The organism is Castellaniella hirudinis, assembly GCF_042651965.1.
GTDB lineage: Bacteria > Pseudomonadota > Gammaproteobacteria > Burkholderiales > Burkholderiaceae_B > Castellaniella > Castellaniella hirudinis.
The window spans coordinates 1-13,085 of record NZ_JBHSDY010000003.1; the positions used below are offsets into that span (position 1 = coordinate 1).

Annotated in this window: 13 protein-coding genes and 1 riboswitch; of the genes, 10 read left to right on the plus strand and 3 right to left on the minus strand. The window is 66.9% G+C overall.

The annotated features are described in order from the left end of the window. Positions 1-113: 113 nt before the first annotated feature. Positions 114-1,052, minus strand: a complete 939-nt coding sequence (lhpI, locus tag ACFO0J_RS05245; protein ID WP_376812010.1) for a bifunctional Delta(1)-pyrroline-2-carboxylate/Delta(1)-piperideine-2-carboxylate reductase — start codon at positions 1,050-1,052, stop codon at positions 114-116. A gap of 136 nt (positions 1,053-1,188) precedes the next feature. Continuing rightward, entirely contained in the window at positions 1,189-2,046 is an 858-nt protein-coding gene (locus ACFO0J_RS05250; RefSeq protein ID WP_376812011.1) for a COX15/CtaA family protein, read from the minus strand. Between the two features lie 265 nt (positions 2,047-2,311). On the opposite strand from ACFO0J_RS05250, the gene ACFO0J_RS05255 reads away from it, so the two are divergent. The 10 genes from ACFO0J_RS05255 to metF all read left to right on the plus strand — a co-directional run bounded on the left by ACFO0J_RS05255 (position 2,312) and on the right by metF (position 12,338). After that, the gene (locus ACFO0J_RS05255; RefSeq protein ID WP_376812012.1) at positions 2,312-2,467 is read left to right on the plus strand and encodes a hypothetical protein; all 156 of its coding nucleotides are present in this window, start codon (positions 2,312-2,314) and stop codon (positions 2,465-2,467) included. Between the two features lie 9 nt (positions 2,468-2,476). Further along, positions 2,477-3,016, plus strand: a complete 540-nt coding sequence (locus tag ACFO0J_RS05260) for a cupredoxin domain-containing protein (RefSeq protein ID WP_376812013.1) — start codon at positions 2,477-2,479, stop codon at positions 3,014-3,016. 13 nt (positions 3,017-3,029) lie between these two features. After that, positions 3,030-4,730 (plus strand): cbb3-type cytochrome c oxidase subunit I, encoded by a 1,701-nt coding sequence (locus tag ACFO0J_RS05265; protein WP_376812014.1) that lies wholly within the window; start codon positions 3,030-3,032, stop codon positions 4,728-4,730. Between the two features lie 41 nt (positions 4,731-4,771). Beyond that, entirely contained in the window at positions 4,772-5,620 is an 849-nt protein-coding gene (locus ACFO0J_RS05270) for an SCO family protein (protein WP_376812015.1), read from the plus strand. Next, the gene (locus ACFO0J_RS05275) at positions 5,620-6,123 is read left to right on the plus strand and encodes a hypothetical protein (protein ID WP_376812016.1); all 504 of its coding nucleotides are present in this window, start codon (positions 5,620-5,622) and stop codon (positions 6,121-6,123) included. Before ACFO0J_RS05270 ends, ACFO0J_RS05275 begins: the two co-directional genes overlap by 1 nt. Then, a complete protein-coding gene (locus tag ACFO0J_RS05280; protein ID WP_376812017.1) occupies positions 6,120-7,556 on the plus strand; it encodes a cbb3-type cytochrome c oxidase subunit I in 1,437 nt (478 codons plus the stop codon). Before ACFO0J_RS05275 ends, ACFO0J_RS05280 begins: the two co-directional genes overlap by 4 nt. A 10-nt stretch (positions 7,557-7,566) precedes the next feature. Continuing rightward, positions 7,567-9,504: a cytochrome b N-terminal domain-containing protein gene (locus ACFO0J_RS05285; RefSeq protein WP_376812018.1), complete on the plus strand. Its 1,938-nt coding sequence runs from the start codon at positions 7,567-7,569 to the stop codon at positions 9,502-9,504. A gap of 14 nt (positions 9,505-9,518) precedes the next feature. After that, positions 9,519-9,616, plus strand: a riboswitch (S-adenosyl-L-homocysteine riboswitch). A gap of 62 nt (positions 9,617-9,678) precedes the next feature. Further along, a complete protein-coding gene (gene ahcY / locus ACFO0J_RS05290) occupies positions 9,679-11,085 on the plus strand; it encodes an adenosylhomocysteinase (RefSeq protein ID WP_376812019.1) in 1,407 nt (468 codons plus the stop codon). A gap of 69 nt (positions 11,086-11,154) precedes the next feature. Beyond that, the gene (locus ACFO0J_RS05295; protein WP_376812350.1) at positions 11,155-11,493 is read left to right on the plus strand and encodes a phage holin family protein; all 339 of its coding nucleotides are present in this window, start codon (positions 11,155-11,157) and stop codon (positions 11,491-11,493) included. After that, the gene (metF, locus tag ACFO0J_RS05300; protein WP_376812020.1) at positions 11,490-12,338 is read left to right on the plus strand and encodes a methylenetetrahydrofolate reductase [NAD(P)H]; all 849 of its coding nucleotides are present in this window, start codon (positions 11,490-11,492) and stop codon (positions 12,336-12,338) included. The genes ACFO0J_RS05295 and metF overlap by 4 nt, the downstream gene beginning before the upstream one ends. Before the next feature lie 34 nt (positions 12,339-12,372). Here metF and ACFO0J_RS05305 read toward each other — a convergent pair whose 3' ends face one another. Next, entirely contained in the window at positions 12,373-13,002 is a 630-nt protein-coding gene (locus ACFO0J_RS05305; RefSeq protein WP_376812021.1) for a 5-formyltetrahydrofolate cyclo-ligase, read from the minus strand. Between the last annotated feature and the right edge of the window lie 83 nt (positions 13,003-13,085).

The following is a 13,085-nucleotide window of genomic DNA, read 5'->3' on the forward strand; positions in this document are numbered from 1 at the left end:
CGGTGCAATACCGAACTCAGGCCTTGACCGCCTAATCTGTGACCGTCCAACTTCTGGGGGTCAGTTCACTTGGGGGGGCAGCAAGCAGCCGTCAGGCTGCGCAGCGTGGGGGGCTACCGCCCCGCTAGCGCCTCGTACACCAGGACCGCGCCCGTCAGGTCTTCCAGCGCGGACCCGACCGCCTTGAATACGGTGACGGCCTCATCGTCACGGCGGCCGGGATGCTGACCCCGGCAGAGCTGTTCCAGATTGGCGCGGATGTCTTCTTTGCGGAAGCGGCCGCTGGCGAAGGCGTCGAGCAGGTCGCCGGATTTGAGCGCCGCTTCGTCCGTGTCCACGAACACTTCTTTGCCCGCGAAGCAGTCCGCATCGGTCTCTTTCATCCTGGGGGCAAAGCTGCCGATCAGGTCCAGGTGCGTGCCGGGCTGCAGCCACCGGCCCTGGATCAGCGTGGCTTCGGACAGCGTCGCGCAACTGATGATGTCGGCCTGCCGGGCGGCGGGTTCCAGGTCGTCGACGCGGCGCGCGGTGAAGCCGTCCGCGTTCAGTTGGGCCACCAGCGCATCGGCCCGAGCCTGATTGGGATTCCAGACATCCACGTGGGTGATGTCGCGCACCGTGCGCATGCCGTAGGGCACCAGCTTGCCGATGCGGCCCGCGCCCACCAGCAGCAGGCGGCCGGCGTTCTTGCGGGCCAGGAAACTGGCGCCCAGGGCCGCAGCGCCCGCCGTGCGGTGGGCCGTGACTTCGTCGCCATCGACGAGGGCCAGCGGCACGCCGGTCGTCCCGTCGTACAGCACGTAGGTGGCGTGCAGGCCGGGCAGGCCGCGCCGGCTGTTGGCGGGGAAGATGTTGATGGTCTTGATCCCGAAATAGCCGGCCTGGTTCCAGGCCGGCATGATCAGGCAGGTGCCGTGCACGCCCTGGCTTTCGATCTGGTGCGTGTGGCGCAGCGGCACGCTGGCGCCTTCGGCGAAGGCCTGGCGCAACGCGGGGACCAGCGAGGTGAAATTCAACTGGGCGCGGGTTTGCTCGGTATCGAAGAATTGCATGGCGTGGTGTCGGTGAAGGGCGTGACGCCGGTCGTCATTTCAGCCGGCCGGTAGGCCGATGATGGGCCGATCGTCGGCCTGCGATGGGCATGACTGGAATTGAACCACAAGTCCCGGTGACGGGGCCGCGGTCGCTTCAGCGCCGCAGGCTCGCCAGTGCCGCGAGCAGCAGCGCGGCGCAGAGATTGTGCGCCAGGATCAGCGCCGGCGGCGGGGCCGGCATCGTCAGCGCCAGCCCCAGCGCCGCCAGCAGGCTGGGCAGGATCGTCAGCGCGGCGGCCAGGGCGCGTTCGCCCTGGCGCCAGAGCCGCCAGGATATCGTCAGCAGCAGCGCCGCCAGGGCCAGTCCTGTAGCACGGTGCGCCGCGTGCAGCCAGGCGGCGTCCACACGCATCAGGCTGCCCAGGGCGATCTGGGCCAGGACCAGCAGGATCGCGGGCCGGACCCAGCGCCGCGCGGGCGCGTCGGTGGCGGCGCCGGCCGTCATCCCGACCGGGGCTGTCGCGGTCCGCGCCAGCCGTGTGCAGAGCGCGAACAGGGCGAAGCCCCCGAGCAGATTGCCCAGCGTCACGGCCGGGTGCAGCGACGATCTCCCCCAGAGTCCCAGCACCGCGAGGCACAGCGTCAGACCCAGCAGGCCGAGGACCAGGCGGCGTTCGGCGCATCGCGCGGGCTGCGCGCTCAGGGTGAGCGCGAGCATGGCCAGCACCAGCAGCAGGGTCGCCGAGGCGGCCGCCCGGTGCGCCGTGCGCACGGCCGGTGCGGGTTCCCCTGAACCGACGGCGGCATCCGCGCGTGACGCCTGGGACGACAGGCTGAGGCACTGGGACCGGGGCTCGCAGGCCGCTCCGGCCCGGGTCAGGCGGATGTGGGCGCTCAGGCCGATGATGACCAGCACCAGGGCGGCGCAGGTCCACGCCATGGCGCGCAACATGCGCAGCCGGCGTGTTGCGCGGAGCGAGGACCGGTCGGGGAAGGGGGCGGATGCGCTCATGCCTGCGGTTTCTCGGATAAGGGTGGAGTTGCCGACGTCACGGGTGCCGGATCCCGGACGAGCCCGTGCGGCATTTTCACATCCTTTGGCGTCGGTCCGGCGGACTATTTGCAGGAAACCGCGCACTCATTTTTCAGACTTGATGCAGATCATGGTGTCGGCTGCTCCGGGTCAGGAGAATTGAAACACTCTGAAATCGATGCGCCCGGGCTTCCATTCCATCCCCCAATAAAAAGCCCGGGAGATTTCAAAAGAGGAGACACGCATGGATCACCATGATGACGAGGACGAAAAAGTGCCGCTCATCCAGCAACTGCTGGACAGCCCCTTTCTACTGCTGTTCCTGGGTGTGATGATCCCCATGGTCATCTACAACCTATGGGGCTTCATCGACATTCTGACCATTCCTGCAGCCAAATAAGGAAGCCCCATGAGCGCAATCCTGCCCCCCTCGGAACGGCTGTGGTGGAAGCACCCGCTCGACCGCCTCGAAGCCACCTGGATCGTCATCGCCTTCATCTGGTGCATGGTCATGTTCTTCATGATGGTGTTCTGGCACGTCTACGGCAAACAGAACCTGGCGACCGAGACCTACAAGACCAATCCCGTGAAGTTCATGGCCCAGACGCAGGCTGCCGTGGACAAATGGACGGTCCGCACCGAAACCGAACAGAAGATCCCCGTAGTGGCGCCGCCCGAAGGCGCCGACGTCTACCTGATCGCCCGGCTGTGGAGCTGGTGGCCGATCCTGGAACTGGAAAAAGGCAAGACCTACAAGCTGCACCTGACGGCCATGGACTACAACCACGGCTTTTCGCTGCAGCCGGTCAACATGAACATCCAGGTGGTGCCCGGCTACGAGCACGTGATCAAGGTCACGCCGACCGAATCCGGCACCTTTTCCATCGTGTGCAATGAGTATTGCGGCATCGGCCACCACGAGATGGTGAGCCGCCTGTACGTCAAGTAAAACAGGGATCGACATGGCCACCCAAACCACTTATCGCACGTGCCCGCGCTCGGGCCTGCAGTTCGAGGATCAGGCGGAAAAACTCATCAAGATCAATGCGGTCACGGCCATCGTGGCGCTGCTCGTCGGGGGGCTGCTGGCCATCGGCGTGGTGCTCACCCGCTGGCCTGCCGTGCACTGGCTGCCCGCCGACACCTTCTACATGGTGCTGACGGCGCACGGCCTCGACATGCTGATCTACTGGATGATCTTCTTCGAGGTCGCGGTCCTGTACTTTGCCGCCTCGACGCTGTTGCGCTGCCGTATCGCCGCCCCCAGGATCGCCTGGCTCGCCTACGCGCTCATGCTCATCGGCGCCGTGGTCAACAATATCGCCGTGTTCCGGGGCGATTCCAGCGTGATGATGACTTCCTATGTGCCGATGATGGCGCACTGGTCGTTCTATCTCGGCCTGATCGTGTTCGCCGTCGGCGCGCTGATCGCCTGCGGCGTGTTCTTCGGCACCATGGTCGTCGCCAAACGGGAAAAGACCTACGAAGGCTCGGTCCCCCTGGTGACGTTCGGGGCGATGACGGCGGCGATCATCGCGGTCTTCACGCTGCTGTCCGGCGCCATCATCCTGATCCCGACCTTCTTCATGTCGATCGGCTTGCTGCAAAACGTCGACCCGCTGGTGTATCGGGTGATCTGGTGGGCGCTGGGCCACTCGTCCCAGCAGATCAATGTGGCGGCCCACATCTCGATCTGGTACGCCGTGGCGGCCATCGCCTTCGGCGCCAAGCCCATGTCCGAGCGCGTCAGCCGCGGCGCCTTCCTGCTGTACATCCTGTTCCTGCAGCTTGCCAGCGCCCACCATATCCTGGCCGACCCGGGCGTCAGCACCGAATGGAAGATCGTCAACACCAGCTACTTCATGTATTTCGCCGTGCTGGCTTCGATGATCCACGCCCTGTCGATTCCCGGCGCCATGGAAGTCGCGCAGCGCGCCCGGGGCTTCAACAAGGGCCTGTTCGAATGGCTGCGCAAGGCGCCCTGGGGCAATCCGGTGTTTTCCAGCGTGTTCATTTCGCTGATCGGTTTCGGCTTCCTGGGCGGCATCTCGGGGGTGATGATGGGGACCGAGCAGCTCAACCTGCTGATCCACAACACCATCTACGTGCCCGGCCACTTCCACGCCACCGTCGTCATCGGCTCCACGCTGACTTTCATGGGCCTGACCTATTTCCTGATTCCGGTGCTGTTCCGGCGTGAAATCATCTTGCCCGACCTGGCGCGGATCCAGCCCTACCTGTTCGGCTTCGCGATGTACTTCTTCTGCCTCGTGATGATGGGCGCCGGCACGCTGGGGGTCTCCCGCCGCCACTGGGACATGGCCTTCAACGGCCACGCCCTGGCCTACGAATGGCCGGGCGCGGCCTACCTGATGATGGGCCTGGTGGGCATCGGCGGGGTCGTGGCCATCATCGGCGGCGCGCTCTTCGTCTATCTGGTGCTTGGTTCTCTGCTGTTCGGCAAGCGGCTCGATGCCGGTGCGATCAGTCCCCATTTCACGCCGGTCCAGCGCGCGGCGCCCACGGCTGCAGCCCAGACCTACGGCTCGGCGGGTTTCGTGGCGCCCGGCACCTTCGTGCTGGCCTCGGTGTTCCTGCTGGCCTTCGTGCTGTACTACTTCGTCAACTGGAAATATCTGAGCCAGTTGTGGGGCCTGAGCTAAGGCGCGGCGCATCGGGGATGATCGTGGGCGCCGGTGGGTCGATGTCCTCCCGCTCGATGTTTCACCGCGCATGGCGCGGCATCGCGGCATGCGGTCTGGGGCTGGTCTTGTGGATGTGGCAGACCCCGGGCCGCGCCGACACGGCCGGTCCGGGCCTGGACGCAGGGCAGGCCCTGCGTCTTAGCCAGGCGGCGGTCGGACGGCAGATCGGTGAACATATCCTGCGGGATCGACAGGGCCGTCCGGTGGCCCTGTCCGCGTTTCGGGGCAGGCCCCTGCTGGTCAGCTTCATCTATACCGGCTGCTTCCAGATCTGTCCCGCCACCACCCGCGCCTTGCAAGAAGCCGTCGAGGCCCTGCAAAAGAGCGTCGGCTCCAGCCAGTTCAACGTCGTCAGCATCGGTTTCAATCAGCCCGCGGATTCGCCGCAGGCGCTCAAGGCGTTTGCCGCCCAGTACGGGATCGCGGCGCCCAACTGGGATTTTCTCAGCCCGCCCGGGGCCATCGTCCCCGCACTGGCGGCGGACTTCGGTTTTGCCTATGCCGCCACGCCGGCGGGGTTCGACCATGTGCTGCAGGTCTCCGTCCTCGACGCCGAGGGGCGCATCGTGCGCCAGATCTACGGCCAGGACGTGGCGGCGGGCGACCTGGGCGAACCCCTGAAAATGCTGCTCGCCGGGCTGCCCCTGAACCCGTCGAATACCCTGCTCGACAACCTGCTGGACCGCATCCGCATCCTGTGTACGGTGCTGGACCCCGAAACAGGCGGCTATCGGGTCGATTACACCCTGCCGGTCCAGATCGCCGGCGGCGCGACCTTCTTCCTCCTGATGATGATCTTCTTCTTCAACGAATGGCGTGCGGGCCGCAAAACCCGAGGAGAGCCCTGATGCCGCGTGTATTCGACTGGGCGGGACAGGCCTTGCTGTATGGCTGCTTCGCTGTGGCGCTCGGCGTCTTTTCGCGCTGGCCCGCCTACCACCCCCTGCCGTCCGGCATGGCGCAGATCAAGGTCAGCTTCATGCATCACGGCGCGCGGCTGGCCGATTGCCGTCCCTATACCGCCGAAGAACTGGCCAAACTCGCGCCCAATATGCGCAAGGACATGAAATGCGAGCGGGAACGCTCGCCCGTCAGCATCGAAGTCGACCTCGACGGACAGCGGGTGATCAGCCACGTCTCCGCGCCTTCGGGGCTGTCGCGCGACGGCGTCTCTACGCTGTACCGGCGCCTGGACGTCCCGGCGGGCGAACACCGGATCAGCGTGCGCTTCAAGGATGATCAATCGGCCCGGGGCGTCGTCCAGCAGCGCGAGGCCGTGGTTTCCCTGGCGCCGGCCCAGGTGCTGGTGATCGACTACAACGCCGCCAGGGGAGGCATCGTCCTGCAATGAGCGCCAATCCCTTCCACGTGCCGGGCCTGCGGGGCCGCCCGGCCTTGCCTTCGCCGCCGCCGCCGGCGCGCCTGGGCGCGGACTACCAGTTGGACGTTTCCGGGGACGCCCGCCTGGCGCTGGGGCGCGGCTGGCTCGGCCTGGGCCTGGCGGCGCTGATCGGTTCGGGCGTGTTCTCCGTGCTGCTGGTGGCCTCGCGCACCCCCTTCGTCAATCGGTGGCTGCCGGCCGCCGATTTCTTTCAGATTTCCCTGGTGCTGCACGTGGACCTGTCGGTGCTGGTCTGGTTCGTCGCCATGGCCGGCATGCTCTGGAGCCTGTACGGCACCGCCCGGGCGCAATGGCTGGCCCGGCCGGGGCTGTGGGTGACCGCCGCCGGCACGCTCGCCATGGCGCTGGCGCCTTTCCTGGATCCGGGCCGGCCCGTCATGGCCAACTACATCCCGGTGCTCGAATCGCCTTTGTTCCTGGCGGGGCTGGTGCTGTTCGGCCTGGGTGCGACGCTGCTGGTGCTGCGCAGCCTGCTGGCGGCGCCCCGGCTGGGCCTGCATTACGACGGGCGGGGCGCGCTGGGTTTCGGCCTGGGCGCGGCGGCCGTCGCCGCGGCGGTCGGCGTGCTGGGCTTCGTCTGGTCCTGGGCCGTACTGCCGACCTCGCTGCACGGCAAGGCCTACTACGAGATCCTGTTCTGGGGCGGCGGCCATGCCCTGCAGTTCACCTGGACCCTGCTGATGCTGGTGGCCTGGCTGTGGCTGGCCAGCGCCTGCGGCGCGCGCTCCGTGCTGACCCCGCGCGTGACGGTGGCGATGTTTTCCCTGGCGCTGGCGGGGGTCTTCGTGACGCCGTACGCTTATCTGGCCTACGACGTGGCTTCCGTCGAGCACCGCGCCCTGCTGACCTGGGCCATGCGCCTGGGCGGCGGGCCGGCCATCCTGCCAGTCGGCTTGTCGGTGGTTTACGGCGTGCTGGCGGCCCGCTTGGCCGCCCCCGAGCAGCGGCCCTTGCGCGCGGCGCTGCTGGCCTCCGTGCTGGTGTTTGCGGCGGGCGGCGTGATCGGCATCTTCATCGCCGGCAGCAATGTGCGCATCCCGGCCCATTATCACGGCTGCATCGTCGGCGTGACGCTGGCGCTCATGGGCGTGGTCTACCGTGTCCTGCCCGCGCTGGGCTGCCAGGCGCCGCGCGGCCGCATGGCCGCCTGGCAGCCCTGGCTCTATGGCATCGGGCAATTGATTCACATCATCGGGCTGGTCTGGTCCGGCGGCTATGGGGTGCAGCGCAAGGTCGCGGGCGCCGAGCAAGTGCTGCGCAGCACCGGCGAGGTGGTCGGCATGGGCATGATGGGGCTGGGCGGCCTCATCGCCATCATCGGCGGGCTGTTGTTCGTGGTGGTGGCGATCCGCGCCATCCGTTCGCCCGCGCCGCGCGCCTGAAGGGGATCCAATGATCAAAAGCATCCAAGGCCTGCTGCAGTGGCTCTTTCTGCGCCTCGAAGGGCTGTTCAACGCTGCGTTCGGCGATCGCATCAACCCCTTCTATCATCTGGGCGCCATCTCCTTCTTCCTGTTCTGGGTGGTGGGGGGCAGCGGCCTGTATCTGTACGTGTTCTTCGAGACCGGCATCGTCGAGGCCTACGACTCGGTGGTCGCCCTGAGCACGGCGCAATGGTGGCTGGGCGGCATTTTGCGCAGCGTGCACCGCTATGCCTCGGATGCCATGGTGCTGACGATGGCGCTGCACATGCTGCGCTATTTCGCCTTTGACCGGTTTCGCGGGTTCCGCTGGTTTTCGTGGCTGACCGGGATCATGCTGATCTGGATGGTCTACGCCACGGGCATCAACGGCTACATGCTGCCCTGGGACCGGCTGGCGCAGTACGTCACGGTGGCGTCTTTCGAATGGCTGGATTGGCTGCCGATCTTCGACGGCGCGCTGATGCGCAATTTTCTCTACGACGAGCACGTCGGCAACCGTTTCTTCACCCTGCTGTCCTTCATGCACGTGGGCCTGCCGCTGGTGGTGCTGATGGTCATGACGATCCATGCGCAGCGGGTGCCCAAGGCGCGCACGACGCCGCCGCGTCCCGTCGTCGCGGGCCTGCTCGTGACGATGGCGGTGCTGGCGCTGGTGGCGCCGGTGTACAGCCAGGGCGGACCCAGCCACCTGGCCCAGGGCATCACCCGGATCGAACCCGACTGGTTCTACATGGCGGTCTTTCCGCTGATGACGCAATGGCCGATGGCCTGGGTGTGGGCTGTGGTGATCGGCGCTTCCGTGCTGCTCGCGCTGCTGCCCTGGTGGCCGCCGCGGTTCCGGCGCAGCGAGCGGCGGATGGCGGAGCTGGCGATCCACGGCGCCCAGGGGGCCGGCGCGCAGCTCCAGGCGCGCGAGGGGGAAACCGTGCTCGACGCCGGCCTGCGCGAGGGCCTGGCGCTGTCCTTTGAATGCCGCAACGGCGCCTGCGGCCTGTGCCTCTGTACCGTCCAGCAGGGCGCTTACGATCATCGGCCCTATAGCCCCGGGGCGCTCAGCGACGGGCAGAAGTCTCGCGGCATGGCGCTGATGTGCTGCGTCGTGCCGCGCGGCGATATGGTCATCGAGGTGGACGACTTCGTCACTGGCGCGGCCGGCGTCGTGCGCGAATACACCGCCCAGGTCGTCCGTCTGGAGCCGTTGTCCGCCGACGTGATGCTGCTGGCCTTGCGGCCGTCCGATGGCGTGCTGCCGGACTTCAAGGCGGGCCAGTACATCAACATCATGCTCGACGACGGTCAGCGGCGTGCCTTTTCGTTCGCCAACCGGCCCAATGACGGGGGCGGGTTGATCGAACTGCACGTCCGCCTCGTCCCGGGAGGGCGGTTCACGACCCACGTGTTCCAGGGCATGAAACCGGGCGACGTGGTGCGTTTCGAGGGCCCGTTGGGCCGGTTCACGCTGCGCGACAGCCGCCAGCCCATTCTGTTCGTGGCCGGCGCCACGGGCTTTGCGCCCGTCAAAAGCATCCTGGAGGACGCTTTCGCGCGCGGCATTCAACGGCCCATGCGCCTGTACTGGGGCGTGCGCCGCCGCGAGGACCTGTACATGCTGGATCGCTGCGAGCAGTGGCAGCGCCGGCACGGCAATTTCACGGTAGTGCCGGTGCTGTCCGAGTCCGCCGAAGGGGATGGCTGGGCGGGGCGCACCGGCCTGGTGCATGAGGCCATCCTGGCGGATTTCGCGGACCTGAGCGGCTACGAGGTCTATCTGTGCGGTTCGGTCCGGATGGTCGAGACGGCAGCGCCGGCCTTCATTGCCCAGGGACTCGACGAAGGCGTCTGTTTTTCCGACGCCTTTTTGCCGGCGGCACGGGCCCCTGACCCCGCAGTCCCCTCGGCGCCTTGATATAATGCCCCTCTTTTCCTGAGGGGCGCTGCACCGGTCCCGCCACCCGTTCCGGGTGAGCACGCGGACCGCCAGGCTCAGGAACCTTCTTCATGAACGGCGCCCATCGTTGCCCTGCGCGGGCGGGGATGGGCATCGTTGTCCGTTCCTTCGCGCAGGCTCTACAGGACCATCATGAGCACTGCACACGACTACGTCATCGCCGATATCGCCCTGGCCGATTGGGGCCGCCGCGAACTGGCCATCGCTGAAACCGAAATGCCCGGCCTGATGGCCACGCGCGAAGAATTCGCCGCCTCGCAGCCCCTGAAGGGCGCGCGCATCGCCGGCAGCCTGCACATGACCATCCAGACGGCGGTGCTGATCGAGACGCTGAAGGCCCTGGGCGCGGAAGTCCGTTGGGCTTCGTGCAATATCTTTTCCACCCAGGACCACGCCGCCGCCGCCATCGCCGCCGGCGGCACGCCGGTGTTCGCCGTCAAGGGCGAATCCCTGGAAGACTATTGGCAGTACACGCACCGCATCTTCGACTGGCCGGGCGAGCAGGCCAATATGATCCTGGACGACGGCGGCGACGCCACGCTGCTGCTGCACCTGGGCGCGAACGCCGAAAACGACGCCTCCGTCATCGCCAACCCCACCAATGAAGAAGAGCGCGTGCTGTTTGCCGCCATCAAGGCGCAACTGGCCCGTGACCCGAAGTGGTATTCCACGCGACTGGCGCAGATCCAGGGGGTGACCGAGGAAACCACCACCGGCGTGCACCGCCTGTACCAGATGTCCCAGCGCGGCGAATTGAAGATCCCCGCCATCAATGTCAACGACTCGGTCACCAAGTCCAAGTTCGACAATCTGTACGGTTGCCGCGAATCCCTGGTGGACGGCATCAAGCGTGCCACCGACGTGATGGTTGCGGGCAAGATCGCCATCGTCTGCGGCTTCGGCGACGTGGGCAAGGGCTGCGCCCAGGCCCTGGCCGCGCTGCGCGCCCAGGTCTGGGTCACGGAAGTCGATCCGATCTGCGCCCTGCAGGCCTCGATGGAAGGCTATCGGGTGGTGGACCTGAGCGACAAGGATGTGGTCGAGCAGGCGGACATCTTCGTCACCGCCACCGGCAACTACCACGTCATCGACCGCGATCACCTGTACCGCATGAAGGACCAGGCCATCGTCTGCAACATCGGCCACTTCGACAGCGAGATCAATGTCGCTTCGGTGGAAGACCTGCAATGGGAAGAAATCAAGCCCCAGGTCGATCACATCATCTTCCCGGACGGCAAGCGCGTCATCCTGCTGGCCAAGGGCCGCCTGGTGAACCTGGGTTGCGCCACCGGCCACCCGTCCTTCGTGATGTCGGCGTCGTTCACCAACCAGACCATCGCCCAGATCGAGCTGTTCACGCGCGGCGACCACTACAAGACCGGTCAGGTCTACGTGCTGCCCAAGCATCTGGACGAAAAGGTCGCCCGCCTGCATCTGAAGAAGCTGGGCGTGCACCTGACGACGCTGTCGCAAAAGCAGGCCGACTACATCGGCGTGCCGGCGGCGGGTCCGTTCAAGCCCGAACACTACCGCTATTGATCCCGGCCCCGCCCCCGGTTTTCCGGGGGCGGACGCCCGTCCGATTTTGATTTCTTTCCCGGGAGTTCCATCATGCTGCTGCTCGTCTGGATCCTGAATGCCGTGGCCCTGCTGATCGTGGCCTACATCCTGCCCGGCATCACCGTGGCCTCGTTCGGCTCGGCGCTGATCGCCGCGCTGGTGCTGGGCCTGCTCAACGCCGTGGTCAAGCCTTTGCTGATTCTGCTGACCCTGCCGCTGACCATCGTCACGCTGGGCCTGTTCCTGCTGGTGCTCAACGCCCTGGTGTTCTGGCTCGCCGGCTCCATCCTGAAAGGCTTCCAGGTGGACGGCTTCTGGTGGGCCGTGATCGGCGCGATCGTCTACAGCATCGTCTCCACGGCTTTGGCGGGGTTGCTGGCTTCATGAGCGCGTCTTCTTCCTCCACGATCAGCCTGGAATTCTTTCCGCCGCGCGACATCGCGGCCCAGGAACGCCTGGTGCGCTCCGCCAAGCGGCTGGCGGCCCTGCGGCCGGCCTACGTCAGCGTGACCTTCGGCGCGGGCGGCTCGACCCGGACGGGCACGGTGGACACCGTGCAGATGCTGCAGAACCTGGGCACCGACGTGGCGCCGCACCTGTCCTGCATTGGTGCGACCCGCGCTGAACTGCGCGCCATCCTGGACGACTATCAGGCGCGCGGCATCCGCCGTCTGGTGGCCCTGCGCGGCGACCTGCCTTCGGGCATGGGCGGCGACACGGGCGAACTGCACCATGCCGTCGATCTGGTGCGCTTCGTGCGCGAGCACTACGGCGACCATTTCCACATTGAGGTCGCTGCCTACCCCGAAATGCATCCCCAGGCCGAGAACGCCGCATCCGACCTGCGGCATTTCGCGGACAAGGTCCGCGCCGGGGCCGACGGCGCCATCACCCAGTATTTCTTCAATCCCGACGCCTATTTCGATTTTGTCGACCGGGTGCGCGCGCAAGGGCTGGACATCCCCATTACGCCGGGCATCATGCCCTTGACCAACTACACCCAATTGGCGCGTTTCTCGTCCATGTGCGGGGCGGAAATCCCGCGCTGGGTGCGCTTGCGGCTGCAGGACTTCGGCGACGACAAGGCGTCCATCCGCGCCTTTGGGATCGAGGTGGTCACGCGGCTGACCGAGCGCCTGCTGGCGCAGGGCGCGCCGGGCGCGCATTTCTACACCCTGAACAATGCCGATGCGGTGGCGCAGATCTGCGCCAACCTGGGCTTGGACGCCTGAGCGATCCCGGGCGCCATCCGCCGGCCTGCCGCGTCTATAGCTCCGGCGCCGGCACGGCCCAGCCCTTGTCGGTCAGGATCGCGTCCAGCCGGACGTCGTGCGTGGCGGGCGTATAGGTTTCTGCGCTGAGGTCGCCGCTCGCCCAGGCGATGCCGACCGTCGTGAACGCATGGCCGGCGGCCTTCAGCGCGGCCAGGGTGCGGTCGTAGTAGCCGCCGCCGTAGCCCAGGCGGTCGCCCTGGCGCGTGTAGCCCAGCGTGGGCACCAGCACGATGTCGGGGGCGGGGGCCTCGGGGCTGTCGGGTTCCAGGATGCCGTAGGCGCCCGGTTTCATGGGCGTGTCGGGGGTCCAGGTGCGGAATTGCAGCGGCTGGGCGGGCGCGGTGACGACCGGCAGCGAGACCGTCAGGGTGTCGTCTTCGGCCCATTGACCCAGCAAGGCCCGCAAGGCGGGTTCGTCGGCCATGGACCAGAACGCGGCGATGTGGCGGATGTCGGGGCGGCCCGACTCGCGCAGGCGGGTGCGGTTGGTCGCCAGCCAGGTGTACAGGCGGCCGCGGATCAGCAGCGCGCCCCGGTCGCGATCCTGAGGCGGGAGGTCGGCGCGGCGCTGTTTGAGTCGCGCCCGCAGGTCGGCTACGTTATCCTGTGCGTTCTGATTCATGGTGTGACTGGTTTGCGGGGTTTTGGGCGATGGGGCATCACGTTATAGGATATCCGGGATTGGCTGGCGGCGCAGGGTCGGTC

Excerpts from the sequence above, each read along its gene's own strand:
- lhpI (WP_376812010.1), bottom strand. The coding sequence starts at position 1,052 with ATGCAATTCTTCGATACCGAGCAAACCCGCGCCCAGTTGAATTTCACC.
- ACFO0J_RS05250 (WP_376812011.1), bottom strand. The coding sequence starts at position 2,046 with ATGAGCGCATCCGCCCCCTTCCCCGACCGGTCCTCGCTCCGCGCAACA.
- ACFO0J_RS05255 (WP_376812012.1), top strand. The coding sequence starts at position 2,312 with ATGGATCACCATGATGACGAGGACGAAAAAGTGCCGCTCATCCAGCAA.
- ACFO0J_RS05260 (WP_376812013.1), top strand. The coding sequence starts at position 2,477 with ATGAGCGCAATCCTGCCCCCCTCGGAACGGCTGTGGTGGAAGCACCCG.
- ACFO0J_RS05265 (WP_376812014.1), top strand. The coding sequence starts at position 3,030 with ATGGCCACCCAAACCACTTATCGCACGTGCCCGCGCTCGGGCCTGCAG.
- ACFO0J_RS05270 (WP_376812015.1), top strand. The coding sequence starts at position 4,772 with ATGTCCTCCCGCTCGATGTTTCACCGCGCATGGCGCGGCATCGCGGCA.
- ACFO0J_RS05275 (WP_376812016.1), top strand. The coding sequence starts at position 5,620 with ATGCCGCGTGTATTCGACTGGGCGGGACAGGCCTTGCTGTATGGCTGC.
- ACFO0J_RS05280 (WP_376812017.1), top strand. The coding sequence starts at position 6,120 with ATGAGCGCCAATCCCTTCCACGTGCCGGGCCTGCGGGGCCGCCCGGCC.
- ACFO0J_RS05285 (WP_376812018.1), top strand. The coding sequence starts at position 7,567 with ATGATCAAAAGCATCCAAGGCCTGCTGCAGTGGCTCTTTCTGCGCCTC.
- ahcY (WP_376812019.1), top strand. The coding sequence starts at position 9,679 with ATGAGCACTGCACACGACTACGTCATCGCCGATATCGCCCTGGCCGAT.
- metF (WP_376812020.1), top strand. The coding sequence starts at position 11,490 with ATGAGCGCGTCTTCTTCCTCCACGATCAGCCTGGAATTCTTTCCGCCG.
- ACFO0J_RS05305 (WP_376812021.1), bottom strand. The coding sequence starts at position 13,002 with ATGAATCAGAACGCACAGGATAACGTAGCCGACCTGCGGGCGCGACTC.